Here is a 22,547-nt window from a genome sequence, read left to right on the forward strand (position 1 = left end):
GTAATCAACCTTTTGCCGGTACCCGACTCGGAGAACCTGCCACAGCGCAGCTTTGCTAGAAAAGGAGATGGTGGGCAGAACCGAAAATTTCGGTATAGCCCTCGATAATTGCTGGATTTAGAGTTTCGGCCATTCCGACAACAAAGAACGCTGGGTCGGTCTTCATAAACATCAGCTTCCAGGCTGCGGCCTAGGCGCCGTTCTCGCAAAACTCCAACGCGTGGGGATGGCCAGGTTCGCCCAAGGCATGGCAGACGCAGGCGAAGCCATCAGGTTTGTTCTTTCAAAAGCGCACCAGGGACTTGGCAAACTCCTGTGCCCGCCAAAGTATTTTCATAACCTGGTTCGCTGAGCCCCAGCCGCCGCTCGCATGGGTGGACGGAGAACAGGTGATCGGCAGGCTGTCACTGTCTTGACCAAAAATTCGGCCCCCGATCACTTGAGGCGTTGAGCTTGCTCGCGATAGCGGTCTGTCATTCAACAATGATGTTGGCTGACACGACCTCATCGCGAGCAAGCTCGCTCCCACATTTTGTTCTGGGTTTACAGCCAGAAACTCACTGCATACCAGCCAAGAACACCCATCACCACGGTGTACGGCAACGCCATCCACACCATCCGTCCGTACGACAGTCGAATCAGCGGTGCAATCGCCGAGGTCAGCAGGAACAGAAACGCAGCCTGACCATTGGGCGTCGCCACGCTCGGCAGGTTGGTGCCGGTGTTGATCGCAATCGCCAGCGTCTCGAAATGCTCACGGCTCATGTGGCCAGAGATGAAAGCCTGTTTGACTTCGGTGATGTAAATGGTCGCGACGAACACGTTATCGCTGATGGCTGACAGCAAGCCGTTGGCAATAAACAGCATGCCCGGTTGTTGATCCGCTGGCAGCGCCAGCACCCACTGGATCAAAGGCGTGAACAGTTGCTGATCGTGAATCACCGCCACTACCGCGAAAAACACCACCAGCAGTGCTGTGAACGGCATGGCGTCCTTGAACGCGTTGCCGATACGGTGCTCGTCGGTGATGCCAGTGAATGCGGTGATCAGCACGATCACCATCAAGCCGATCAGGCCGACCTCAGCAATATGGAACGCCAACCCCGCAATCAGAATCAGCGCTGCCAATCCCTGCACGACGAGCGCTGCACGTTGGCGCGAGGTGCGTTCGGCATTGTCTTCTGCCGCGTGATTGGCCAGAACTGCACGCACGTTCTCCGGTAACAGCGTGCCGTAACCGAACCAGCGAAGTTTCTCCAGCAGGACGCAGGTCACCAGGCCTGCCACCAGGACCGGCAATGAAACCGGGGCGACTTTCAGAAAGAACTCAGAGAAGTGCCAGCCCATCTCGTGGCCGATCAGCAGGTTCTGCGGCTCACCGACCAATGTGCAAACACCGCCCAGTGCGGTACCCACGGCACCGTGCATCAGCAGACTGCGCAGAAAGGCGCGGAATTGTTCGAGGTCGGCGTGATGGAGTGTGGGCAGGTGCTGGTCATCGCCAAACTCGCTGTCCTGACGCGGATCATTGCCGGATGCGACGCGGTGATACACCGAGTAAAACCCGACGGTTGCACTGATGATCACGGCGGTCACGGTCAAGGCATCGAGAAACGCTGACAGAAACGCCGACAGGAAGCAGAACATCAACGCCAGCAGCGCCTTGGAGCGAACCCCGAGCAGGAGTCGTGAGAACAGAAACAGCAGCAGGTCTTTCATGAAGTAGATGCCGGCCACCATGAACATCAGCAGCAGGATCACCGGGAAGTTGTGCACCAGCTCGTCGTAGAGTGCCTGGGGCGTGGTCATCTTCAGCAACAGTGCTTCGATCAACAGCAGGCCGCCGGGCATTAACGGATAACACTTGAGCGCCATGGCCAGGGTGAAGATGAACTCCAGCACCAGCAGCCAGCCAGCCACCACCGGGCCGACAGTCCACAACACCAGTGCGTTGAGAATCAGGAAACCGACAATGCTTGCCTTGTACCAGCGGGGTGAATGCCCGAGAAAATTGTGCGCGAACGCCTGAGCCATTGAACCGGGCATCGGCTACTCCTTGTATTAAGAAGCGCGCAACTTGCCGTAAGCGGAAGGGAAGATCAAGTGTAGGAAAACTGTGCAGGCCTACCCCAGATAGCGTGCGACGATCGCTCGATAGTTGCCGTCCAGTGAATAGCCTCCGACTACGATGTTTCCATCGGCCTGCATGGCCACTGAAGTCGCGGTATCCAGGCTGCGGCCCAGGCGGGTGCGAATCCAGCCGGTGCCATTGCCGAAGCTGCGATCAAGTTGCCCGTCGGGCAGATGCCGCGCCAGAATGAAATCCGCCTCGACGCCGCCGATCGTGGCCCCGACCGTCACCACGCAGCCGTCCGGCAGTGCCTGTGCGTCGGTCCACTGGCAGCCGCTGTGACCGATCTCCAGCAGTTGGGCCTGGCCTCCATTGCAATGAATGTCCGGGCGGCCGTTGCTGTGTACTTTCAGTGCCAGGCAATGCATCGGGTCGCGGCTGCTGCCAAAGCACTGCACATCGCCATTTTCCTGTTGGATGATCCGGCTGACCTGAGCGCTATACCCACATGCCTTGAAGGTCATGAAACCATCCACGGCGAAACAATCGTCGAGCCTGCCGTCGGTTTGATAGCGGGCCAGCAGACCTTCTTCAGGGAAGTTGATCGACCCGCCCACCAGGATCCGGCCGTCTCGTTGCACCATCAGGCTGCTGAGCCAGGTATTCATCAGCAAGTGCCTGACAATCACGAAGCCACGACCGTTGAAGGTGTCGTCCAGCGAGCCGTCGGTGTTGAGTCGTATCAGAATGCCGACATGATTGGACAGTTCGAAGTGATGATTGGCCTGCAGCAGGACTCGACCGTCCTCCTGCACGCAGATATCACAACCTTCTGTGCCCGATACGCCGGGGGGTAGCCAGGTGTCACGCACGCCTTGGGAAAGACCGCCCGGCAGACGCACGACGCAGCGGCCATTGTCGCCAAAACATTGAACAGGCCGACCATGCTGATCGAAAAGGGCGAGGGCGGGCAGTGTCCGGTGAGCATTTTCGTAGTGCAGGCCGGCTACCAGAATGTGCCCATCGGGCAATACGTGGACTTTGCCGGCCATGGCCTCGAAGCCGTGTTCAAATTGCCCGATGACGCTGCCTTGATTGCCGAACGCCAGATCCGCCGAGCCGTCCTCGAGCAAGCGAGCCAGGCCGAAGCGGCTGCCGCCTGGCGTTCCGACCTTCGCCGCGACTAACAACCTGCCGCGTGAATCAATCGCGACCCCGTTGGCCATGCTTGAGAGGCTGCCAGCGAAATACACCTGGGTTTTGCCAGACGAGGCAAAGGTTGTATCAAGTTTGCCGGCGTTGTTCAGGGTTGCCCGTAATGCAAACGCGGTCTGGATTGACATGCACGCAGCTCCTTGCGAGTCGTCCTGAACCGGGAGTTTGGGTGGCGACTGTATAAGGAAACATTCAATCCCTGAACGCCTGGATGCACAACTGTCATAACTAACAGACGGAGGGTCGCTGTGTGCCAGAACAGTGTCTTTTCGACCCACTGACAAGCCTGCCAAGTAGTTGGGCGCGTGCAAGTTCGAAGAATAATCGGGGAGGGTGCGGGTTACCGTTTAGCAACCCGCAAAACACTTAGTGTGGCATCGACCACGATTGGAGTTTGTAACCCTCCTCTCTCAATTCCGCACGTGCCGCTTCAAGCAGGCATTCAAGTTGCGCAGGATCGGTATAGGCACTGCTTGGGATCTGCTTGCGGCCGATGCTGCGGGTGTTGGTGCGATCGATAACGGTCAGGCTGAGTTCGCCATTGCCGTCTTGTGGGGCCCAGGCCACGCATTGGAACGGTTGGAATGCGCGGTCGGCAATCAAAAGAGCTTCGTTGATGCGGAGCGGGGCGTTCATGGGGTTTTCTCTCTGTATGCCCAATCAAGTGATGTGCCGTCGGTTGGGCTTACCGTTCGGCTGGTTACTTGTACTGATGCCCGCAACCGGGGGGCGGGTCACATACAATTAAAAGAAATATCAACTTTCTTTCATTGGCTCAAGGTGTGGACAGGCTTTGAAAGCTGAATGAAAGGCAGGACTCGTTAGGTAACTAACTAAGTCGCTTCTTATAACTAATAACGCAACCGCTCTATAGTCAAACGGTACAAGGTCATGTCAAATTATTGCTAACGTTACAGCCAGGTCCGCCAAACGATTGTTTTTAATAATATTTCATAACTTTGGCGCCAAGGAACAGTCATGATCGAAGCGCCTGCCTTACGACGTCTGTTAGTAGTGGACCCTTGCGACGACTGTCATCGTCTGCTGCCGGTTTTGCGCGCTGGGGGTTGGGACGTTGACAGCTGCACCCTGGAAAACGTTGCCGACAAAACCTGCGATGTCGGCCTGTTGCGTTTGCAGCCTTTTCACCTCGAACGCCCGGAAGCCGTCAAAGAGCTGATCAGCCGTAGCGGTACCGAGTGGATCGCCGTACTCAACCAGGAAGTCCTGCGATTGCAGAATGTCGGGGACTTTGTCTGCGAATGGTTTTTCGATTTCCATACCTTGCCATTCGATGTGTCCCGGGTTCAGGTGACGCTGGGCCGGGCATTCGGGATGGCACGCCTGCGTGGGCAGGGCACGGTTCACATTGATCAGCCTGAACACGAGCTGCTTGGCGACAGCAAACCCATTCGCGAACTGCGCAAGTTGCTGAGCAAGCTGGCGCCCACCGAGTCTCCGGTGTTGATCCGTGGTGAAAGCGGTACCGGTAAAGAACTGGTCGCTCGCACGCTCCATCGACAATCCCAACGTCACAGCAAACCTTTTGTCGCGATCAATTGCGGAGCAATTCCTGAACACTTGATCCAGTCCGAACTGTTTGGCCACGAGAAGGGGGCTTTTACTGGCGCCCATCAACGCAAGGTCGGGCGGATCGAAGCGGCTAACGGCGGCACGCTGTTTCTCGACGAAATCGGTGATCTGCCCCTGGAGCTGCAGGCGAACCTGTTGCGTTTCCTCCAGGAAAAGCACATCGAGCGGGTGGGCGGCAGTCAGCCGATTTCCGTGGATGTGCGGGTGTTGGCCGCGACCCATGTCGATCTTGAGGCAGCGATCGAGAAGAAACGCTTTCGCGAAGATCTGTATTATCGCCTGAACGTGTTGCAGGTCGCGACCGCGCCCCTGCGTGAGCGCAATGGCGATCTGTCGATGCTGGCCAACCACTTTTCCCATTTCTACAGCCATGAAACCGGTCGCCGTCCGCGCAGCTTCAGTGAAGACGCCTTGATTGCCATGGGCAAGCATGACTGGCCGGGCAATGTGCGCGAGCTGGCCAACCGGGTACGTCGCGGGTTGGTACTGGCCGAAGGTCGGCAGATCGAAGCGCGAGACCTGGGGCTGATCAGCCAGCAGGCTGTTGCTGCGCCGATGGGCACGCTGGAAAACTACAAGCACCGGGCAGAACGCCAGGCCTTGTGCGATGTACTTAACCGCCACAGCGATAATTTGAGCATCGCCGCCAAGGTGCTGGGGATATCCAGGCCTACCTTCTACCGTTTGCTGCACAAGCATCAGATACGTTAGACGCAAGATCTAAAGACAAAAAAAGCCTCGCTGGGATTGAAGTCGCAGCGGGGCTTTGTTGTTGTGTTTTAGAAGTAGTACGGGAATTTCAGGCTGAAGGAAAAGTCTGGCGAGTCGTCGGTCAGGCCGATGGACAGGTTGGGAACGATCGTCAGGTTATCGGTTGCTGCCAGGGTCATGCCGATGTTGAAGTTGGCTGAGTTGTAATCGCTGTTGGTAATTGACTGCCAATCACCACCGTCCGGCTTGATCTTGCTCTTGCGGGCGAACTGATCGGTGAACGAGAACGACATACTCATCTTCTCGTTCAAGGCGAATGCAATACCGGCGCCGACCTGCCAGGAGTTGCCCAGTTTCACATCCCCGGGCACCTTGGAGTTGATCTGAGGGCTGATGTCGCTGAAAGAGTCTTCAATGTTATAGGTGTAGGACAGGCTGCCGAACAGCACGGCCGGGTCGAAGGTCTTGACCAACGAGATACCCGGGGTGATCGACCAGACACCATTGCCGGTAGGCAAGTCCTCGGGTACCGAGAGGTTATCGTTGGCTGGGTCATTGATCAGCTTGATGCCGTAAGGGTCATCACCGGTCGGCGCCTTGACGCGCAGGGTAACGACTGCATCGGGTAGATTGGCCGACTCATCCAGAAACTTGTAAGCAACGCCAACGTTCACATCGCCAATGGTCGGGTCGCGGGTAACGGTGGCGTCCGACGTCACCGGGCCTGCGCCTCCGGCGCCACCGGAGGAATACGTTGATTCGCGATAAACCACGGGGACGTTAATGTCGAACTGCCAGCGTTGTCCCGTGTTGTAGCGGGCGGTCAGGTCCAGGGTCCAGTTATCCGCCTTGATACGGTCGATGTTGATGTTGCCGAGGAAAATCGAGTCCAGTGCCAGGAAGCCGTTGAGTACCAACGCACGGGTATCGTAGTGCGTGTAGGTCACGCCCGTTTCGAGGCTGAACTTGCCGCCACCGAAGAAGCCGCTGGCTTCGTCATACAGGTTGGAAACGCTTTGCGCAGGCTCCGAATCATCTTTGAGCGATTGGCCGTATGAGCTGCCTGTGGTTCCCGGCGCACCGGCGGCCACCGTTTGGCCACCCCTGGTCGTTTCGGCAGGGGATTTGGTCAGGCGTTTGGGAGCCGGTGTCGCAGGTGTTTCTTCAACTTGGCGAACGCGTTGCTCGAGTACCATCAGCGCGTTCTGTTGTGCTTCGTAACGCTGTTTCAACTCCATGAGTTCTTGTTTTAGCATCTCGACCTGGGGGTCCGGTGCTGCGTATAGCAGTGTTGCCGGGGCCAGGCTACTCAAACAAACGATAGCTTTGAACGTTAACGATCGGTGCATGGATTAGCCGTCCCTTCTGACTTCATCTGATGAGACTGAGCGTAGATCAGAATCCTTGAGTGCGAAGACCTTTGAGCTGGTCCAGGTTGCCGTTCAGCGACCCGGCTGTCGCCACGTTGTCACGCAGCACGACATTAAGGGACGTGAGGTTGCGGACCTGGTTGCCACCGCCGAGCAAAGTCGTGTTCTGCATCAGCCCACCCTGGGCCAGGCGTTGTACGGTACTGCCCTGGTTGTTGTTGGCCACGATGTTGAGTTGCACACCCGTACCGGTCGAGGAAATGCTCAGCGAGCCCGCGCCATTGGCGTCCACCAACGTCGAGCCTGCGGCCAATGCCTGGCCCTGCTGTTGCGTTGTTGGCGCTTGGTTAGCCCTTGTGACGTTGATATCAACGTTGTTGTAGGCAGTGTTATGGTCGCCGGCAGCACGCACGACTTGAGTGACGCCTTCGGTGCTGTTGAGGCCGCTGCCGCCAATGACGGTACCGGTGCCTTGCGAAATTGCGGAGCCATTACCTTTTTCGTTGATTATCGACACATAGAACTGTGGCGTGATGGTCGATTGTTGAATTTGCATCGAGGAAGTTGCCCCGATCACTTCACCGTTGGCATTTTGCCAAGTGCTGGTCATGACAATGCCGAAACTGACGATCCGTCCCGGCATGACATAGCGGCCTCGCAGGCTCGCCAATTCGTGATCGTTCAGTTCAATGGGTTTGAATATCTGTGCCTGGGTCGGCAGGCTGGCGGCCAGGCAAACCACGGCCAGCCAGATTGGAGTCTTCATTGGAATGCTCCCGGAGCGTCGTGCTCCCTTGTTATTAGAAGAAGTCGCTTTGGATGAATCCGAAATCCATCAACTCTGCGTCTTGCACCGGGCTGAAGGTGTTGATGCGGTTCTTGGCGGTCAGTGGCAGGGGTGGGTCGAGCAACGCATTGGTTTTGTCGTAGCCCTGGCCGATGATGGCAAAGATGATGCCGTTCCAGCCTTTTACAAAGTCTTCGACTTTGTAACGTTTATGACCGAGTACCGGATCTCCGATATAGACCCAGCCCTTATGAACTCTTTGCATGACCACAAAATGTTTGTAGCCACGGATATCCATGAGTACCACAACCGGAATTTTGATCTCGCTCAACGTTTCCTGCGCTACCCGGTAACCACGGGCCCGCATGCCGATACTTTCCACGTAGCGCTTCATGTCGAGCATGGAAAAGCCCTGGACGCGGACAAGATCCTGATCGGAGTGTGCCAGCATGCCTTCGATGATTTGTTCTTCGTCCACGTCAAGCCAATACGCCTGACGCAATACCGTTGCCAGCGCAGCTGCGCCGCAACTGAAGTCGGTTTTCTGTTGGACCAGGTCGGCAAACTTGCGCTCGCGCACGCTTTGGATCGGCTTGAACACCACCGCGCCGCCCGGCAGGACGGAAAGCGGTATTTGTGCAGCCTCGCTCACACTGGTCACGCAAAGCAAAAATGCCAAGGCGATAATGCGCATAGTGGGATGCCTTCTGGTTGTGTTGAAAAAAGGCCCCCATAAGGGGGCCTCCAGAGACAGCAATTAGAACGACTGATTGGAAATGGCCAGCGAGTTGCTTTGTTGGTTACCCACACCGGCAGCTACGTTGACGCCCAGGTTGCCACTGCCACCATTCACCGAACCGCTCAGGGTTGCAGTGTTGGTCACAGGGTTTGCCCAGCCAGTTGGAGTCAGCACTTGATAGGAGTAGGTGTTGCTCAAATCAAATGAACTGCTCTCACTGAAGCTTCCCGCTTTTGCGAACTCGGATTCGGACGATTGACTGGCCGATTTTTCGAACGAGGAGGCGTTCGATTTCTCGAACGACTTATCGAACGATTTTTCGAACGAGGAATCGCGCGATTGGTCGTACGAGGATTCGTGAGATCTGTCGTACGAGGAGTCGCGAGATCTGTCGAACGAGGATTCGCGCGATTTGTCGAACGATTTGTTCACCGCTACGTCAAGCGTTGCGTCAAGCGATGCGTTAAGCGATGCCTCGGAACTCCTGCTGCGGGTGCGATCTCCAAAGCCATTGTTGACGGTAGTGGAGCTGGAAGCCGCCGTATCAATGTCCAAAGTAGCGCCCAGGGAAGCGTTCAAGGATGCACTCGAAGAACCGCTTGCACTGCTGCTGTTGGAACCGCTTGCAGAACTGCTGTTAGAACCGCTCGCAGAACTGCTGTTGGAACCGCTCGCATTGCTGCTCTTCGAACCGCTTATATCAACGCTAAGGGAACCGCTGGAATTAGAGCTATTGGCACCGGCCGCGGCCCAGCTCGAAGAAGCGCTTTCACTGCCGCTAACCTCGAATGACTTATCTTTAGAGAAACTACCGCTGGCCGTGTTGGTAACGGTAATCGTATCCACGCGGTAGGTCCGATCAGCGGTGTTATTCACTATCAGGCCAGGACCGTTTTGATTGGCAGAGGCAGTGGCTCTTGCGTTACCCAGGGGAGCATTGGAGTTGGCAATTGCCATGGTGTTTTTCTGTTGGTTGAGGTCGCCGCCAGCAATGTTGATACCCATATTGCCGCTGCTGCCATCGCCAGATCCGCTCATCACGGCAGAGTTTGTGACGCCGTAGTTGTTGACCTTGTTATTGTTGCTGTATTGCGAGACTCGAGCGCTGGCTTCGGAAGTGCCGAACACGAAGCTGTTATCGAGGCTGGAGGTGGAGCCAGCGTTTGCGATGGCGGCCGCGTTGTCTTGTTGGTTGCCGGCGCCTGCTGCCACGTTGACGCCGACGTTGCCGCTCGCGCCTGAGGCAGAGCTGCTCATCTCGGCTGAGTTCTGAGTCCCTTCGTTGTGGATGCGGTTGCCGGTACTGGTCTGCCTATCGTTCGCGTTGGCGGTCGCGTCGGTATGGATCCATGTTGGAGGAGGAGTGTGGTGGCCACCGTTATGATGACCATTATGGTTACCACGTCGATCGTTCTGACCCGCTTGTGCAGCAACAGCCAAGACCGCAGCAATTGCAAAAACCAGAGGCTTTATTGCCATCGAAGGTTTCATGGTGATTCTCCGTACTTATTTTAGGTTAAGTGTTGTTCTTACCTGTTTGGGTCAATCCATGACCCGTACGCTCAGGGTATTGGCCGTTCGGTTTCCCACCCCGGCGCTCTGATTCAACTGGATCACCCCACGGCTGCCGGTGAAGGCCTGATCGCTGGTAGCGACCTGGCGATAGCCTGGTGCAGAGTCAGTTGGATCGGAGTTAGTGATCAGCGCCACGTTCTGTTGCCTGAGGACGCTGTCGTCGATACTTTGCGGCTGCGTGCTGATGCTTATCCGCAGGGCATTGGCTTGCTGGTTGCTGGCGCCCGCGCTCTGGTTGACGCCCAGTACGCCGTTGCCGTGGCTGAAGGAGTCGCCTTGAATGCTGGATCGAGCATCGATCCTGGGGTCGACCACCGTACGCAACCGTTGGCGAATCTGTGTGGTCGCGCTGGCTCCATGGCCAACGGCGATGGCCCGTGCGTTAGCCTGTTGCTGTAAATCGCCGGCAGCCTGGTTGACCCCGAGGTTGCCGTTGTACTGCGTGCCCGAACCGTCGATTTCGGCGTTGTTGATGACGGGAGGTTGGGCAAAGGTCGATGCACTGCAAAACATGGCGATAATCAGCAGCGTACGATTCATCTTAACGGTCTCCCGGTATGACTTTCAGAGCACCCAGGCCTTGCTGGACGCTTGAATTGACCATGTTGGCAATACCGTTGCCGGCATTTCCCGAACGCCCGGCGGGGAGGTTGGAAAGCTGGGTCTGGTTGCTGATGTTGCCGCCCAGGTTGTTGGTGTTTTGAGTGACCAGGCGGGAGATGCCTGCACCACTGGCGACACCGGCAAAGTCGCCGTCGCTCAACTCGTTCGTTTGACTGATGATGTGTTTGGACGGGTTGGCATTGGCGGTCGTGGGGCTAGGGTCGGGAATCAGCGGCGCACGCGTTGCCATGCGCGGCTGGACATCACGCTTGATAATGATGATGCCGTTGTCAGCTTGTACAGGCAGGCAGAGACTTGAGCCCAGTGCGCATCCGATCAGCAGGAGGCTATAAATTTTGTTATCAAATTTCCCCACGGCGGCAATTCCTTCTGTAAATGGACGCTGGCCCTGATCAGCGTTTCGAGGAAGAGAGCAGAAGGTGTGCCGGTTTTTGTTTTTCTTTTAAAAACAGTTGGTTGGCTTTAATTGTCGAGGTTGTCAAAAAAAAATTGTAACGCCACTGAGACAGAGCCACGCAAAAGTGCCATCCATGCTGGCGGCATTGCTCGCTAAAGGGCGCTGAAGGTAGGTTGTATCAGTGGCTTAACATTTTCTTGCTGGAGTGCTTGAGCCGCTTTAGTTCGCGGGTTCGCGCAGGGGGGGGTGTTTCAGGAATGGACATTTGCGGCAGGGCGGGGTACCCCGGTCAGGGCTTGAGCAAGCGGGTCACAGCCTCGAATGCCGCGTCCTTGCGCTGTTGCCAATCACCATGCAGCACCTGGCAAGGCTGGTGGTGCAGGTCAAGCCATTGGCGGCTGGCGTGGAAAAACGCCTGGCGTTCTGCCAGTTGCGGTTGGCAACGCTGACCGTCGTCATGCCAGGCCACGGTTTCAGGGCTCAGCAGCAAATGCAGGTCGTAGTGCCGTGCCAGCAATGCTTGCTCGATCCACGTCGGGCAATCACCAAACAAGGTCTGGCTCCAGAGGATGTTGCTCAGCAAGTGAGTGTCGAGAATCAGCAAATGCGGCTGCCGGGCGCGTGCCTCGTCCTCCCATTTCAGCTGTCCGCGGGCGATTTCCGGAATGTCGGCCAGGCAGGTGTCTCGAGGATTCTGTTCGATGAACCAGCGTACATATTCGTCTACCAGGACCCCGCCGAAATGCTGCTGTAACTCGGCTGCCAGCCAACTCTTGCCGCTGGATTCTGGGCCTGTGAGTACCAGAACTTTCATGTGCGCAACGCCGGATCGGCCCGCCATTCCCGCCAGCCTTGGACGGCAATCAGGGCGAACAGCGCGTAGAGCCCGGCGGTCAGGTACAGGTCTTTGTAGATAAACAGCCCGACGAAGATCACATCCAGGATGAACCACAGCGGCCAGCATTGAATGCGTTTTTGCGCCATCCATAACTGCGCCACCAGGCTGAAGCCAGTCAGTGCCGCATCGAGCCAGGGTTGTGCGGCATCGGTCCAGTTCGCCATTGCAGCGCCCAGCAACAGACTGCCGACCGCTCCAATGACCAGACTGATAGCGACCGATTTACCGTCGAGCAGGCTGACCTGCCGACCATGGCGCGCGCCCCCCGCATGCGTCCACTGCCACCAGCCATAGAGCTGCAATGCGGCGTAGATCACCTGCAGGAGCATGTCCGAGTAGAGCTTCACCTCAAAAAAGATCCAGCTATAAAGCAGCACCATGACCAGACCGATCGGCCAGCACCAAGGGTTCTGTTTGACCGTCAACCAGACGGCAATGACACCGAGGGTGGCGGCAAACAGTTCAAGCCCGGACATGGAGGTTCCTTGGGGGAAGTCGAAGAGGAGCGGATTGTAACGGCAGGCGCTGCCAAGTAGAACAGCGTGCGCCGCCCTAAGTAGCAGCTGCCGAGCCTGCGAGGCTGCGTTCGGCTGCGCAGCAGTCGTGAATCCGGCATGCAGGATCGTCCTGATACACCGCGGTGCCCAGGTTTACGACTGCTCCGTAGCCGAACGCAGCCTCGCAGGCTCGGCAGCTGCTACAAAGGTGGTTACACCCGGAACTGCTTGAGCAGCCCGTTCAATTGCTCACTCAATTCCTTCAGGTGAACGCTGGCCGCGCTCGACTGTTCGGCCGCCAGCGCCGTGCTGTGGGACAAACCGGCCGCCTGGGTGACGTTCTGGTTGATGTCCTCGACCACATGCGCCTGTTGCAAGGTCGCGCTGGCGATGGAGGCGTTCAACCCGTTGAGGTTGCGCAGCGCCTGGGCAATGGCATTCAGGCTTGCACCGGCCAGGCCGGCCTGCTCGATGGTCAACTGCGATGCACGGCTGCTGTCGCCGATCACTTTGACCGCCGCTTCGGAGTGGCTTTGCAGGCGTTCGATCATCGACTGGATCTCGGCCGTGGACTTCTGGGTACGCTGGGCCAGCAGTCGCACTTCATCGGCCACCACCGCAAAACCGCGACCTTGCTCGCCGGCCCGGGCGGCTTCGATGGCCGCGTTGAGGGCCAGCAAGTTGGTTTGCTCGGCGATGGAGCGGATCACTTCAAGGACGCTGCCGATCTGCGTGCTTTCGGCGGCCAGGGTGCGAATCACTTCTACCGCCTGATCGATGGTCGAAGACAGCTTGTCGATCTGTTGCAGGCTGCCATCGATGTTGACCTGGCCTTGCTGCGCCTGAGACTCGGCATCGCGCATTTCGCTGGCGGCGTGCTCGGCGTTTTTCGCGACGTCGTGCACGCCATACGTCACTTCATTGATGGCAGTGGCCACCAGTTCCATTTGCTGGGACTGTTGCTGACTGCGTTGCTGGGCCTGGGCGGCGTCGTTGCCCAGTTCGCTGGAAGACTGGCCCAGGGCACTGGCGGACACTTGCAGTTCCCTGATCACCAGTCGCAGCTTGGCGGTGAAGGCGTTGAAGTGGCGTGCCAGTTGCGTGACTTCATCCTGGCCATGTGTGTCGAGGCTGTGGGTCAGGTCGCTCTCGCCGCTGGCGATGTTGGCCATGGCGTTCACGGTTTCCTGCAGTGGACGCACGATGCTGCGGGCAATCAGGATGACCAGCAGCGCCATGATCAGGGCAATCACCAGCCCCACGAACGAGGCCTTCCAGACCTGACCATAGAACTCGGCCTGCATGTCATCGATATACACGCCCGAACCGATTACCCAACCCCAGGGCTCGAAGAGTTTGATGTAGGAAGTTTTTTCTACCGGCGCGCTGGCGCCCGGTTTCGGCCAGCGATAGTCGACGGTGCCGGCACCCTTGGTCTTGGCGACGGCGACCATTTCGTTAAACAGGGCAAAACCGTCGGGGTCGCGGATCGCCGATAGGTTCTGGCCATCGAGTTTCGGGTTGGCCGGGTGCATGATCATCACCGGCGTCAGGTCATTGATCCAGAAGTAGTCATTCTGGTCATAACGCAGACCACGAACGGCGCTCAGAGCCTGCTTCTGCGCAGCATCGCGGGTGAGCGTGCCGGCGGTTTCGAGGTCGTGGTAATAGGTCAGAATACCGCTGGCGGTTTGCACCACATGCTGGGTTTTCTGAGCCTTGGCGTGGTACAGGTCATCGTGAATCTGCTTGAGCATCAAGACGCCCAACGTCATTAGCATCAGGACGGCCACGATCAAGATAAGCCACAAGCGTCGGCTGATCGACATACTGCGCAAGCTGTTCATAACGCTGTCACTCCGGTTTCTTTTTCTTGTAATAAATGATCGCCAGCATCCAACCACACTTTGCCAATCGGTCATATCCGACCCAAGTCCAATAACGCGCAGCGTTAATCAGACTTGTCTGATAGGATTTCGGCCCCGCACGGAAAAACCTGAATCCAAGTTGATTTTTCACGGAATTTTTATGATTTCGTCTGGATTCTATGCGCGCGGTGCAGCAGCGACGCTGACCGCAGTCAACGTTCTGAAAAAAAATACTTACGGGCATGCCGTGGCGCATCGCTTCTTGGGGGATTGATGGATCTTTGGACTGCCTTTTCGGCATTGATTCTTGGGGTTGTAGAAGGGCTGACGGAGTTTTTGCCGATTTCCAGTACCGGCCACCAGATCATCGTGGCTGACCTGCTCGACTTCGGTGGCGAGCGGGCCATGGCCTTCAACATCATTATCCAGTTGGGCGCGATTCTGGCGGTGGTGTGGGAGTTTCGTCGCAAGATATTTGATGTGGTCATCGGTTTGCCGACGCAGCCGAGCGCTCGACGCTTTACCGCGAACCTGCTGATCGCCTTCCTGCCGGCCGTGGTATTGGGGGTGATTTTCGCTGATCTGATCCACGAGTATCTGTTCAACCCGATCACCGTGGCCACGGCGTTGGTCGTGGGCGGTATCGTCATGCTGTGGGCTGAGCAGCGTCAGCATGAAGTGCATGCCCACACCGTCGACGAAATCACCTGGAAAGACGCGCTGAAAGTTGGCTTTGCCCAGTGCCTGGCAATGATTCCCGGGACCTCGCGTTCCGGCTCGACGATCATTGGCGGTTTGCTGTTCGGCTTGTCGCGCAAGACCGCCACCGAGTTTTCTTTCTTCCTGGCGATGCCGACCATGGTCGGCGCGGCGGTGTACTCGGGCTACAAGTATCGCGACCTGTTCGTTCCGTCTGATTTTCCGGTGTTCGCGATCGGTTTCGTCACGGCGTTCATCTTCGCGATGATTGCCGTCAGAGCCTTGCTCGTGTTCATCGGCAGCCACAGCTATGCGGCGTTTGCCTGGTATCGCATCGCATTCGGCCTGGTCATCCTGGCCACCTGGCAGTTTGGCTGGGTTGACTGGGCCGCGGTCAAGCCATGAATGATGGCAGCTCGCGCAACAACCTTGGACGCAAACCCGCAGGAGAGATTCGCAATCTTCAGCTGAAATTGTTGGTGTTTGCGGTCCTGTGCGCGCTGCCGCTGTACGGCTCGATGTCGTTGTGGCTGCGCGGGGGTTCCGTGATTCCCCTGGCAGCGTACGGGGGCATCAGCCTGCTGGCGTTCTTGCTGTACTGGAGCGACAAGCGCAAGGCGCGCGCCGACCATTGGCGCACCCCGGAGAACGTGTTGCATGCGGTGGAACTCGCCGGGGGCTGGCCGGGCGCCTTACTGGCGCAGCAGCTGTTTCGGCACAAGACGCGCAAGCTCTCGTTTCAGTTGGTGTTCTGGATCATTGTGCTGCTGCACCAAGTGTTCTGGATCGACCAGCTGTTTCTCGGCGCCCATCTGTTCGCGTTGCTTTAAAGCAGCAGTCCGACCTGAGTGCGCTTGGGCAACTTGCTCACCACCAATTGATGGGAACGCTGCAACAAGCCTTGCAGCTCTTCAGGGCCCAACGGGTAGGGCGTTTCCATGATGATCCACTGAGCCCGCGCCAGATAAGGCGCCGGGCGGATTCCCGGGCGGTCGCAATGGCCAAGAAACAAGTCCTTGTCGACCTTGAAGGCCAGGGATTCGCCCCTCAGATTCTGCAAGGCAAACATCTTGTTCCCTGCAATCGAAAACACCCGTACGCCACCCCACTTGTAGTCTTCCCGCGCACCCGGCAGCGCGAGACAGAATTGCGCGACATCCTCTTCGCTCATACGTCCAGCCTTCATATCAGTCGGTCCCCACAGGCATTGAATGATTCGATCAAATGGTCGAGCCAGGCGCGCACGGCCGGCATCACCCCGCGCCGATGAGGGTAGACCGCTTGCAGCCAGCCACCAGGCAACGACCAGTCGGGCAGCAACTGTATCAGCGAGCCGTTTTCCAGTTCCTGCTCGCAATACATCATCGGCAGCATCGTAAAACCCTGGCCAGCGAGGGTGCAGGCCTTGCGCACGATAAAGTCATCAATGCCCAATCGCGCTTCGAGGGTGAGATCGCAGCTTTTACCCTGCTGGTCGAGCATGCGGATATGCACCAGGCGGTCGGCTTCCAGGGCGCCGAGCACGGGCAGGTGTTTCAAGTCTTCGGGGTGGTTGATTTCAAGTCCGTGCAAAAAACCGGGGCTGGCGACCATCGCCATCTGCGCCTGGCGCAAACGTCGGGTGACCAACAGTGGGTCTTCGTCGCCCAACTCACGCACCCGCAGCGCGACATCGATGCCCTCAGTCACCAGGTCAACGCGGCGGTTGAGCAACATGACTTCCAGTTGTACCTGAGGAAACTTTTCAAGAAAGTCGCTAATCACTGTCGGCAGAATTTCGTGGGCCAGCCCGACGGGGCAGGACACCCGCAAACGTCCGCGAGGTTCGCTGGACATGCTGGCGACGGCTTCATCCGCCATCTCGGCTTCCAGCAGCATCGCCTGACAGTGCCGCAGATAACGTTCACCCACGGCAGTCAGCTTCAGTTGTCGGGTAGTGCGTTGCAGCAAGCGCGCGCCGAGGCGCTCTTCCAGCTCGGCAATGCGCCGCGACAACCGCGACTTGGGAATCCCGAGCAAACGCCCGGCCGCCGCGAAGCCACCGGCTTCAACCACCTTGGCGAAGTAGTAAAGATCATTGAGGTCTTGCATGGTTGGGCTCGATTGTTCTATCAGTGGGACGAACTATCGCATTGTTGCAGTCTAATCAGCTATTGGTTTCGCCTGTAGGATTCTCCCCATCAGATCGCCTCGTAGCGATCCTCACCTGGAGATCCCACATGAAACTGCTGCATATCGATTCGAGCATTCTTGGTGACAACTCGGCTTCCCGTCAGCTGAGCAGCGAAGTCGTTAAAGCCTGGCAAACCGCCGAGCCGACTGCGGTGGTGACCTACCGCGACCTGGCCGCCGATGCCATCAGCCATTTCTCTGCCACGACTCTGGTTGCCGCCGGCACCACCGCTGAACTGCGTAACGCCGCGCAGCAACACGAAGCCGATCTGAGTACCACCACCCTGGCCGAATTCCTCGCCGCCGATGCCGTGGTGATTGCAGCTCCGATGTACAACTTCACCATTCCGACCCAACTCAAGGCCTGGATCGATCGCATCGCCGTTGCCGGTCAGACCTTCCGTTACACCGAAGCCGGCCCTGAAGGCCTCTGCGGTGGCAAGAAAGTCGTGATCGTATCGACTTCCGGCGGTCTGCATGCCGGTCAGGCCACAGGTGCGGCTCACGAAGAGTACTTGAAGGTGCTGTTCGGCTTCATCGGTATCACCGACCTTGAGTTCGTCCGTGCCCATGGCCTTGCCTACGGTGACGACGTCCGTACCAAAGCCATGAGCGACGCTCACACGCAAATCAGCGAGCAGTTGTTCGCCGCCGCGTAAGGCGTGTGTAAAGAAAATCAAACAGCTCGAGCAACATCCCAAAAACTCTGTATTCTGATCACGCAAGTGCCAGATGCGGAGTTTTTTGTTTCTGGCTGTTTCGGAATTTCATTAAATAGTGGCCCGAGTTATGCCGTCGAGGGTTAACGTCCCCGGTCAATAGCCAAGTGGAGCCTCCCATGGTGCGTCTTTGTGCAACTTTACTGATTTGCCTGCTCAGCAGCCTGAACTCAGTGCACGCCGCGCCTGCGCCGCCTCCTCACTGGAGCGTCGGCTTCCATGAGATGAGCTTTCTTGACCCTCTGGACTTGCAGCCGATGCGCGCCATCGCCTTCTATCCCTCCAGCGACAAGGAACACTCCAGCATCCTCGAGGGCTACACGGTCGAAGCGGGCGAAGACACCCGAGTCGCCATCGGTAGTTTCCCGATGCTGATGCTGTCCCACGGCAACACCGGAACCCCCCTGGCCTTGCACGACCTCGCCACGTCGCTGGCACGCAAAGGGTTTGTGGTGGTGGCGGTGATCCACCCCGGTGACAACTCCAAAGACCACAGCCGCCTCGGTACGTTGAGTAACCTTTACGGTCGGCCCATCCAGATTTCCGAAGCCATTACCGCGACGCTTGGCGATCGAATGCTCGCGCCTTTCGTCAATGCCGATCAGGTGGGTGTGATCGGTTATTCGGCGGGCGGAGAGACGGCGCTGATTCTGTCCGGCGCGACACCAGACCTGGACCGTCTGCGCCGCTATTGTCAGGAACGCCCGGACGACCGCGATGCCTGCAACACCCAAGGCGAATTGATTGCTGACCGTGATGACTTGCAACCGGTGGCTGACCCTCGGGTTCGCGCCTTGTTGCTCATGGCGCCGCTGAGCCTGAAGTTTGGCCGCCATACCCTGGCCGACGTGCATGTGCCGGTGCTGCTCTACAGTGGCGACGGCGACAAACTGGTGGCATTCGACAAGAATGCCGCCGCCCTGGCGCGCAAACTGCCGATCGCACCGGACTTCAAGTTGCTGGCCGGGGCAGGGCACTTCGTGTTCATGGCGCCTTGCAACGAAGAGCAGATCATCGCCATGCCGGCGCTGTGCACCGATGCCGATGGCGTCGATCGCAAAGACATCCACCGCACCCTGGTGTCCGAAGCCGGGCATTTCTTCTCTCATGCGCTTGGCAAATCGACCCGGGCCGGGATGCAGACCGCCGATCAGTAATCAGGCGTTCATCGCACGACGTTTCAACAACAGCGTCAGGCCCAATCCTGTTATCGACAACAACGCCGCGCTGAAGAAAATCCACGTGTACCCCAGGTTCAACGCCACCGCGCCCATCAATGGCCCGGCAATCGCCAGCGCCAGATCGAAAAACACCGCGTAAGCACTCAATCCCGCCCCGCGGCTGGCGTTGGGCACTTGCTTGATCGCTTCGACCCCCAGCGCCGGATACACCAGCGACAAACCGAACCCGGTCAGGCCTGCGCCGATCAGCGCATAACCGGTCGAAGGTGCAAGCCATAGCAATGCAAGGCCCACCGTTTCAATGCTCATACAGGCAATGGCCGAGGTGAACCCACCGAAACGGCTGATGCTGGAGATGAACAACAGTCGCGCCAGAATGAAACACACGCCGAACACCGTCAGGCAGTAAGCCGCGCCGGCCCAGCCACGGCTGACGTAATACAGGGTAATAAAAGTGGTCAGGGTGCCGTAACCGATGGAGGCGAGGCTCAGGCTCACACCGAACGGCGCAATGCGCCCAAACACCGCCCAGAACGGCAGGCGCTCGCCGCGAATCACCGGCACCGAGGGTTTGCTTCGGATCAGCAACAACGCTGCCAGCGCAAGCACCGACAGCGCGATCCCAAGACTGGCGAACCCCAGCTCGCCGACCATCACCACGCCCAGCGGCGCACCAATGGCGATGGCGCCGTAGGAGGCGATGCCGTTCCAGGAGATCGATCGCGCGGTATGTTCAGCGCCCACCTGACCCATGCACCAACTGATCGTCCCAACCCCGATCAAGCCTTGGGCGATCCCCAGCAACAAGCGGCCGGCGATCAGGATCAACAGGCTCAGCAACGGAAAACTTTGCAGCAGCGTTGAAATCCACGTCAGCGCACCGCTCAACACAATCCCCGATAACCCGTAAACAATCGCCCGTTTGGTGCCGATGCTGTCCGACAGGCGTCCGGCCATCGGGCGGCTGAGCAGGGTGGCCAGGTACTGCGAGCCGATGGTCAGCCCCGCGATGATCGCGCTGAAACCCAGCTGTTCGTGGACGTAGCCCGGCAATACCGCAATCGGCAGGCCAATGCAGAGGAAGGCAATAAAGGTATAAAAGACGATGGAGACGATCTGCAGAGTGATCGCCATGGAGCTTTGCGGTGGCAGTTGCTGCACAGACATGAGGGCTCGTTCGCGGGCGGCGGTAGGAGAACTGCATCATGGCGCGGGCATGAAATAAAAGAAAGCAGGCTAACTATATTCGTAGAGTTTGAGGGCCTCTTCGCGAGCAGGCTCGCTCCCACAGTAGACCGCAATCTAATGTGGGAGCGAGCCTGCTCGCGAAGGTTTCAGCACCAACGCATTCCTTGGCCATGAAATGCAAAAAGCCCCGTCGCAAGGACAGGGCTTTTCAGTTTCAGCCGCTATTTAGAACACAACACCCTGGCTACGCAGGTAGTCATCATAAGTACCGCTGAAGTCGATCACGCCGCTAGGGCTGAGTTCGATAATGCGGGTGGCCAACGACGATACGAACTCACGGTCGTGGCTGACGAAGATCAGCGTGCCCGGGTAGTTCTCCAGCGCCAGGTTCAGCGCCTCGATGGATTCCATGTCCAAGTGGTTGGTCGGTTCGTCCATGATCAGCACGTTCGGCTTTTGCAGGATCAGCTTGCCGAACAGCATGCGACCTTGCTCACCACCGGAGATGACCTTGACCGACTTGAGGATCTCGTCGTTGGAGAACAGCATACGGCCGAGGGTGCCGCGAACGATTTGCTCGCCGCCCTGGGTCCATTGGCCCATCCAGTCGAACAGGTTGCAGTCGTCTTCGAAGTCGTGCGCGTGGTCCTGGGCGTAGTAGCCCAGTTCTGCGGCGTCGGTCCACTTCACGGTGCCGGCATCTGGGGTCAGTTCATTGACCAGGGTGCGCAGCAGGGTGGTTTTGCCGATGCCGTTCGGGCCGATGATCGCCACGCGCTCGCCAGCTTCAACCTGGAAGCTGAAGTCCTTGAACAGTGTCTTGCCGTCGAAGCCTTTGGCCATGCGCTCGACGATGACCGCCTGACGGTGCAGCTTCTTGGTTTGTTCGAAACGGATGAACGGGCTCACACGGCTCGAAGGCTTGACCTCGGCCAGCTGGATCTTGTCGATCGCCTTGGCGCGGGAGGTCGCTTGCTTGGCTTTCGAGGCGTTGGCCGAGAAGCGGCTGACGAACGATTGCAGTTCTGAGATCTGCGCCTTCTTCTTGGCGTTGTCCGACAGCAGTTGCTCGCGGGACTGGGTCGCCACGGTCATGTACTCGTCGTAGTTGCCCGGGAACAGGCGCAACTCGCCGTAGTCCAGGTCAGCCATGTGGGTGCACACGCTGTTCAGGAAGTGACGGTCGTGGGAGATGATGATCATCAGGCTGGAGCGCTGGGTCAGAATGTTTTCCAGCCAGCGGATGGTGTTGATGTCCAGGTGGTTGGTCGGTTCGTCGAGCAACAACACTTCAGGATCGGAGAACAGCGCCTGAGCCAGCAATACGCGCAGTTTCCAGCCTGGGGAAACCTCGCTCATCGGGCCAAAGTGTTGCTCGATGCCGATACCCAGGCCCAGCAGCAGTTCGCCGGCGCGGGATTCGGCGGTGTAGCCGTCCATTTCGGCGAACTCGGTTTCCAGTTCCGCAACGGCCATGCCGTCTTCTTCGGTCATTTCCGGCAGCGAGTAGATGCGGTCGCGCTCGGCCTTGACCTTCCACAGTTCTTCGTGACCCATGATCACGGTATCGATCACGGTGAATTCTTCGTAAGCGAACTGGTCCTGGCGCAGTTTACCCAGACGCACGTTCGGCTCGAGCATGACCTGGCCGCCGGATGGCTCGAGGTCGTCGCCGAGGATTTTCATGAAAGTCGACTTGCCGCAACCGTTGGCGCCGATCAGGCCGTAGCGGTTGCCCGCGGCGAATTTGACCGAAACGTTTTCGAATAGCGGCTTGGCGCCGAACTGCATCGTGATGTTAGCTGTAGAGATCAAAGGTTTTTCCTGCGAAGCATTCAGAGTAGCTAGGGTTGCGGCAGTACCGATTCAGTACCTGTTTCCGGTATTCGAACCACAGGAAATGCATCCCGGTCAGAAGCGGAAGGTCCATCTGGCAATAAGTGGACAGCAGCATATGGAGCGCTTGGCCCGAGTCGAAGTGCGCTGAGACGGGGTTCATTCCCGTCATCAACCAAGGGGGGCGCGTAATGTTTGGCGGCGATTGTACTGGTCTGGCTCTTTAAACGATAGGGCGTTAAGGCCGCACGGCCACTTTGGCAGCATCAGTGGACAGATTTTCACAGTTGAAGGTTAACTATTGGTTACAAACTGTGGCTAAAATGCCATCTGTCACCTGATGCCGACAGGCGGCATAGGCTCAAGGACGCGCTGTTTCGTCTTCAGACGCTGCACAAGACCCTCGG

General features: G+C 57.9%; 21 protein-coding genes. 5 read left to right on the forward strand and 16 right to left on the reverse strand.

What is annotated here, in order from left to right:
• Positions 1-543: 543 nt before the first annotated feature.
• The 3 genes from nhaB to QFW87_RS12150 all read right to left on the reverse strand — a co-directional run bounded on the left by nhaB (position 544) and on the right by QFW87_RS12150 (position 3,922).
• Positions 544-2,046, reverse strand: a complete 1,503-nt coding sequence (gene nhaB, locus QFW87_RS12140) for a sodium/proton antiporter NhaB (protein WP_283190607.1) — start codon at positions 2,044-2,046, stop codon at positions 544-546.
• Positions 2,047-2,124: 78 nt separating this feature from the next.
• Complete coding sequence (locus QFW87_RS12145; protein ID WP_283180434.1) at positions 2,125-3,414, reverse strand: hypothetical protein; 1,290 nt, start codon at positions 3,412-3,414, stop codon at positions 2,125-2,127.
• A 238-nt stretch (positions 3,415-3,652) separates the two neighbouring features.
• On the reverse strand, positions 3,653-3,922 hold the full coding sequence (locus QFW87_RS12150) for a hypothetical protein (RefSeq protein WP_283180433.1): 270 nt from the start codon (positions 3,920-3,922) through the stop codon (positions 3,653-3,655).
• Between the two features lie 342 nt (positions 3,923-4,264).
• Between QFW87_RS12150 and QFW87_RS12155 the strand changes: the two genes are divergently transcribed.
• On the forward strand, positions 4,265-5,590 hold the full coding sequence (locus QFW87_RS12155) for a sigma-54 dependent transcriptional regulator (RefSeq protein ID WP_283180432.1): 1,326 nt from the start codon (positions 4,265-4,267) through the stop codon (positions 5,588-5,590).
• Positions 5,591-5,658: 68 nt separating this feature from the next.
• Here QFW87_RS12155 and QFW87_RS12160 read toward each other — a convergent pair whose 3' ends face one another.
• From QFW87_RS12160 to QFW87_RS12200, 9 genes are all read right to left on the reverse strand, one after another.
• On the reverse strand, positions 5,659-6,939 hold the full coding sequence (locus tag QFW87_RS12160; RefSeq protein ID WP_283180431.1) for a hypothetical protein: 1,281 nt from the start codon (positions 6,937-6,939) through the stop codon (positions 5,659-5,661).
• 46 nt (positions 6,940-6,985) lie between these two features.
• A complete protein-coding gene (locus QFW87_RS12165) occupies positions 6,986-7,726 on the reverse strand; it encodes a hypothetical protein (RefSeq protein ID WP_283180430.1) in 741 nt (246 codons plus the stop codon).
• Between the two features lie 34 nt (positions 7,727-7,760).
• Positions 7,761-8,441, reverse strand: a complete 681-nt coding sequence (locus tag QFW87_RS12170) for a C39 family peptidase (RefSeq protein WP_283190608.1) — start codon at positions 8,439-8,441, stop codon at positions 7,761-7,763.
• A gap of 63 nt (positions 8,442-8,504) precedes the next feature.
• On the reverse strand, positions 8,505-9,977 hold the full coding sequence (locus tag QFW87_RS12175) for a heme utilization protein (RefSeq protein WP_283180428.1): 1,473 nt from the start codon (positions 9,975-9,977) through the stop codon (positions 8,505-8,507).
• A gap of 51 nt (positions 9,978-10,028) precedes the next feature.
• Positions 10,029-10,601: an adhesin gene (locus QFW87_RS12180; RefSeq protein WP_283180427.1), complete on the reverse strand. Its 573-nt coding sequence runs from the start codon at positions 10,599-10,601 to the stop codon at positions 10,029-10,031.
• 1 nt (position 10,602) lies between these two features.
• The gene (locus QFW87_RS12185; protein ID WP_283180426.1) at positions 10,603-11,040 is read right to left on the reverse strand and encodes a hypothetical protein; all 438 of its coding nucleotides are present in this window, start codon (positions 11,038-11,040) and stop codon (positions 10,603-10,605) included.
• A gap of 331 nt (positions 11,041-11,371) precedes the next feature.
• On the reverse strand, positions 11,372-11,896 hold the full coding sequence (locus QFW87_RS12190; RefSeq protein WP_283190609.1) for an AAA family ATPase: 525 nt from the start codon (positions 11,894-11,896) through the stop codon (positions 11,372-11,374).
• A complete protein-coding gene (gene pnuC / locus QFW87_RS12195; protein WP_283180424.1) occupies positions 11,893-12,456 on the reverse strand; it encodes a nicotinamide riboside transporter PnuC in 564 nt (187 codons plus the stop codon). Before pnuC ends, QFW87_RS12190 begins: the two co-directional genes overlap by 4 nt.
• 233 nt (positions 12,457-12,689) lie before the next feature.
• Entirely contained in the window at positions 12,690-14,324 is a 1,635-nt protein-coding gene (locus tag QFW87_RS12200; protein WP_283190610.1) for a methyl-accepting chemotaxis protein, read from the reverse strand.
• Between the two features lie 294 nt (positions 14,325-14,618).
• Here QFW87_RS12200 and QFW87_RS12205 point away from each other — a divergent pair, with 294 nt between their 5' ends.
• Both QFW87_RS12205 and QFW87_RS12210 read left to right on the forward strand, forming a co-directional pair.
• Positions 14,619-15,449 carry an undecaprenyl-diphosphate phosphatase gene (locus tag QFW87_RS12205; protein WP_283180422.1) on the forward strand — a complete coding sequence of 277 codons (831 nt, stop codon included), beginning with the start codon at positions 14,619-14,621 and terminating at the stop codon, positions 15,447-15,449.
• Positions 15,446-15,874 carry a DUF1294 domain-containing protein gene (locus tag QFW87_RS12210; protein WP_283190611.1) on the forward strand — a complete coding sequence of 143 codons (429 nt, stop codon included), beginning with the start codon at positions 15,446-15,448 and terminating at the stop codon, positions 15,872-15,874. The genes QFW87_RS12205 and QFW87_RS12210 overlap by 4 nt, the downstream gene beginning before the upstream one ends.
• Here the strand turns inward: QFW87_RS12210 and QFW87_RS12215 are convergent.
• Together QFW87_RS12215 and QFW87_RS12220 are read right to left on the reverse strand one after the other, a co-directional pair.
• Complete coding sequence (locus QFW87_RS12215) at positions 15,871-16,230, reverse strand: MmcQ/YjbR family DNA-binding protein (protein ID WP_008149946.1); 360 nt, start codon at positions 16,228-16,230, stop codon at positions 15,871-15,873. The two genes, QFW87_RS12210 and QFW87_RS12215, sit on opposite strands and share 4 nt — an antisense overlap.
• Positions 16,227-17,135, reverse strand: a complete 909-nt coding sequence (locus QFW87_RS12220) for a LysR substrate-binding domain-containing protein (protein WP_283180420.1) — start codon at positions 17,133-17,135, stop codon at positions 16,227-16,229. The genes QFW87_RS12215 and QFW87_RS12220 overlap by 4 nt, the downstream gene beginning before the upstream one ends.
• 128 nt (positions 17,136-17,263) lie before the next feature.
• Between QFW87_RS12220 and QFW87_RS12225 the strand changes: the two genes are divergently transcribed.
• Together QFW87_RS12225 and QFW87_RS12230 are read left to right on the forward strand one after the other, a co-directional pair.
• Positions 17,264-17,875: an FMN-dependent NADH-azoreductase gene (locus tag QFW87_RS12225; protein WP_283190612.1), complete on the forward strand. Its 612-nt coding sequence runs from the start codon at positions 17,264-17,266 to the stop codon at positions 17,873-17,875.
• Positions 17,876-18,054: 179 nt separating this feature from the next.
• Positions 18,055-19,092, forward strand: coding sequence for a dienelactone hydrolase (locus QFW87_RS12230; RefSeq protein ID WP_283180418.1), 1,038 nt, complete (start codon positions 18,055-18,057; stop codon positions 19,090-19,092).
• Here the strand turns inward: QFW87_RS12230 and QFW87_RS12235 are convergent, their stop codons facing one another.
• Together QFW87_RS12235 and QFW87_RS12240 are read right to left on the reverse strand one after the other, a co-directional pair.
• On the reverse strand, positions 19,093-20,283 hold the full coding sequence (locus QFW87_RS12235; RefSeq protein WP_283180417.1) for an MFS transporter: 1,191 nt from the start codon (positions 20,281-20,283) through the stop codon (positions 19,093-19,095). It abuts the gene before it with no gap.
• A 246-nt stretch (positions 20,284-20,529) separates the two neighbouring features.
• A complete protein-coding gene (locus QFW87_RS12240; protein ID WP_008149954.1) occupies positions 20,530-22,119 on the reverse strand; it encodes an ABC-F family ATPase in 1,590 nt (529 codons plus the stop codon).
• Between the last annotated feature and the right edge of the window lie 428 nt (positions 22,120-22,547).

This window comes from Pseudomonas sp. PMCC200344, from assembly GCF_030053095.1.
Lineage (GTDB): Bacteria > Pseudomonadota > Gammaproteobacteria > Pseudomonadales > Pseudomonadaceae > Aquipseudomonas > Aquipseudomonas svalbardensis.

Bases quoted from the DNA above. Each gene is read 5' to 3' on its own strand.
- nhaB (WP_283190607.1), bottom strand. From the start codon at position 2,046: ATGCCCGGTTCAATGGCTCAGGCGTTCGCGCACAATTTTCTCGGGCAT.
- QFW87_RS12145 (WP_283180434.1), bottom strand. From the start codon at position 3,414: ATGTCAATCCAGACCGCGTTTGCATTACGGGCAACCCTGAACAACGCC.
- QFW87_RS12150 (WP_283180433.1), bottom strand. From the start codon at position 3,922: ATGAACGCCCCGCTCCGCATCAACGAAGCTCTTTTGATTGCCGACCGC.
- QFW87_RS12155 (WP_283180432.1), top strand. From the start codon at position 4,265: ATGATCGAAGCGCCTGCCTTACGACGTCTGTTAGTAGTGGACCCTTGC.
- QFW87_RS12160 (WP_283180431.1), bottom strand. From the start codon at position 6,939: ATGCACCGATCGTTAACGTTCAAAGCTATCGTTTGTTTGAGTAGCCTG.
- QFW87_RS12165 (WP_283180430.1), bottom strand. From the start codon at position 7,726: ATGAAGACTCCAATCTGGCTGGCCGTGGTTTGCCTGGCCGCCAGCCTG.
- QFW87_RS12170 (WP_283190608.1), bottom strand. From the start codon at position 8,441: ATGCGCATTATCGCCTTGGCATTTTTGCTTTGCGTGACCAGTGTGAGC.
- QFW87_RS12175 (WP_283180428.1), bottom strand. From the start codon at position 9,977: ATGAAACCTTCGATGGCAATAAAGCCTCTGGTTTTTGCAATTGCTGCG.
- QFW87_RS12180 (WP_283180427.1), bottom strand. From the start codon at position 10,601: ATGAATCGTACGCTGCTGATTATCGCCATGTTTTGCAGTGCATCGACC.
- QFW87_RS12190 (WP_283190609.1), bottom strand. From the start codon at position 11,896: ATGAAAGTTCTGGTACTCACAGGCCCAGAATCCAGCGGCAAGAGTTGG.
- pnuC (WP_283180424.1), bottom strand. From the start codon at position 12,456: ATGTCCGGGCTTGAACTGTTTGCCGCCACCCTCGGTGTCATTGCCGTC.
- QFW87_RS12200 (WP_283190610.1), bottom strand. From the start codon at position 14,324: ATGAACAGCTTGCGCAGTATGTCGATCAGCCGACGCTTGTGGCTTATC.
- QFW87_RS12205 (WP_283180422.1), top strand. From the start codon at position 14,619: ATGGATCTTTGGACTGCCTTTTCGGCATTGATTCTTGGGGTTGTAGAA.
- QFW87_RS12210 (WP_283190611.1), top strand. From the start codon at position 15,446: ATGAATGATGGCAGCTCGCGCAACAACCTTGGACGCAAACCCGCAGGA.
- QFW87_RS12215 (WP_008149946.1), bottom strand. From the start codon at position 16,230: ATGAAGGCTGGACGTATGAGCGAAGAGGATGTCGCGCAATTCTGTCTC.
- QFW87_RS12220 (WP_283180420.1), bottom strand. From the start codon at position 17,135: ATGCAAGACCTCAATGATCTTTACTACTTCGCCAAGGTGGTTGAAGCC.
- QFW87_RS12225 (WP_283190612.1), top strand. From the start codon at position 17,264: ATGAAACTGCTGCATATCGATTCGAGCATTCTTGGTGACAACTCGGCT.
- QFW87_RS12230 (WP_283180418.1), top strand. From the start codon at position 18,055: ATGGTGCGTCTTTGTGCAACTTTACTGATTTGCCTGCTCAGCAGCCTG.
- QFW87_RS12235 (WP_283180417.1), bottom strand. From the start codon at position 20,283: ATGTCTGTGCAGCAACTGCCACCGCAAAGCTCCATGGCGATCACTCTG.